Here is a 1013-nt window from a genome sequence, read left to right on the forward strand (position 1 = left end):
CTGCATCCGGCACGCCGTCATGTACAGGAAGACGTCCTTCGGCACGCAGAGCGAGGAGGGCAGCCGCTTCGTGGAGCGCCTCTTCACCACCACTACCACCCTCAAGCTGCAGGGCCGTGACGTGCTCGCCTTCCTGACCGACACCCTCGCCGCCCACCGCCGCGGCCTGCGCGGGCCTTCGCTCCTCCCCACCGCGCCCGTACCTCAGCTCGCTCTCACCGCCTGAGCTGGTGAACGGTTACAGTGACTGTTCCGGTAGGAATGAAGGCATGACCTCCTGCGTCAGGTGAGCAGGAGGGCAGAGCCATTGGTGGCCACCCACGCGCGCGGCAAGGAGCCGCACGCCCGTGTTGTCGACGAGGCGCACTGGGAGGGCCTATGGAGGCCGCGCACTGTGGAGCCCGCGGAGGAGAGCTCCAAGCTGGACGTGCACGGGCGCTCGTTGGATGACTACGCCGCCGTGGTGGAGCAGGCCGAGAAGCGAGGTGCCGCATGAGCCACGAGCAGGTACACGCGCGCGTGCTCGAGCACCTGGAGCGGCTGCGCCTTGGACACCTGGTCGAGCGGCTGGACGCGCTGCTGGCGGAGGCTGCGCGCACCGAGCCCACCTACCTGGACTTCCTCGACGCGCTGCTGCGCGAGGAGATGGGGGCCAAGCAGCGCAAGCGAATCAGCATGGGAATCACCATCGCGCACTTCCCGGCGGTGAAGACGCTGGAGGACTTCGACTTCAAGGCGCAACCCTAGGTGGACCAGCGGCTGGTGCGGGAGCTGGCCACCGTAAATGCTCGCCGAGCCCCGTGGTCGAGGAGCTTGACGACGAGCGCGGGGCATGAGGGAGCGCTCACCGCGGTGCGACAGCCAGCGCGGCGCCCGGTCAGCTCAAGACAGGTGGGAATGAGTGCCGTGGCGAGTCAGCCCGCAGCGGACTGCGCGAGCTGGTTGGGCAGGGGAATCGCTTCCCCGCGCAGGGCCGCCAGCGCGGCCTCTCGCAGGTAGCGCTTGGGGTCCAC

1 protein-coding gene and 2 pseudogenes are annotated in these 1013 nt (G+C 69.0%); all 3 read left to right on the top strand.

What is annotated here, in order from left to right; genetic code table 11:
• Window positions 1-226 (top strand): annotated as a pseudogene (locus BO221_RS52165) (IS66 family transposase); the annotation flags it as partial.
• A gap of 75 nt (window positions 227-301) precedes the next feature.
• A pseudogene (locus BO221_RS52170) lies at window positions 302-496 on the top strand (IS21 family transposase); the annotation flags it as partial.
• Window positions 493-747 (top strand): ATP-binding protein, encoded by a 255-nt coding sequence (locus tag BO221_RS52175; RefSeq protein WP_304528739.1) that lies wholly within the window; start codon window positions 493-495, stop codon window positions 745-747. The pseudogene BO221_RS52170 and the gene BO221_RS52175, both read left to right, overlap by 4 nt.
• The last annotated feature ends 266 nt before the right edge of the window (window positions 748-1013 follow it).

It is taken from the genome of Archangium sp. Cb G35, from assembly GCF_001896145.1.
In the GTDB taxonomy this organism is placed as follows: domain Bacteria; phylum Myxococcota; class Myxococcia; order Myxococcales; family Myxococcaceae; genus Archangium; species Archangium violaceum.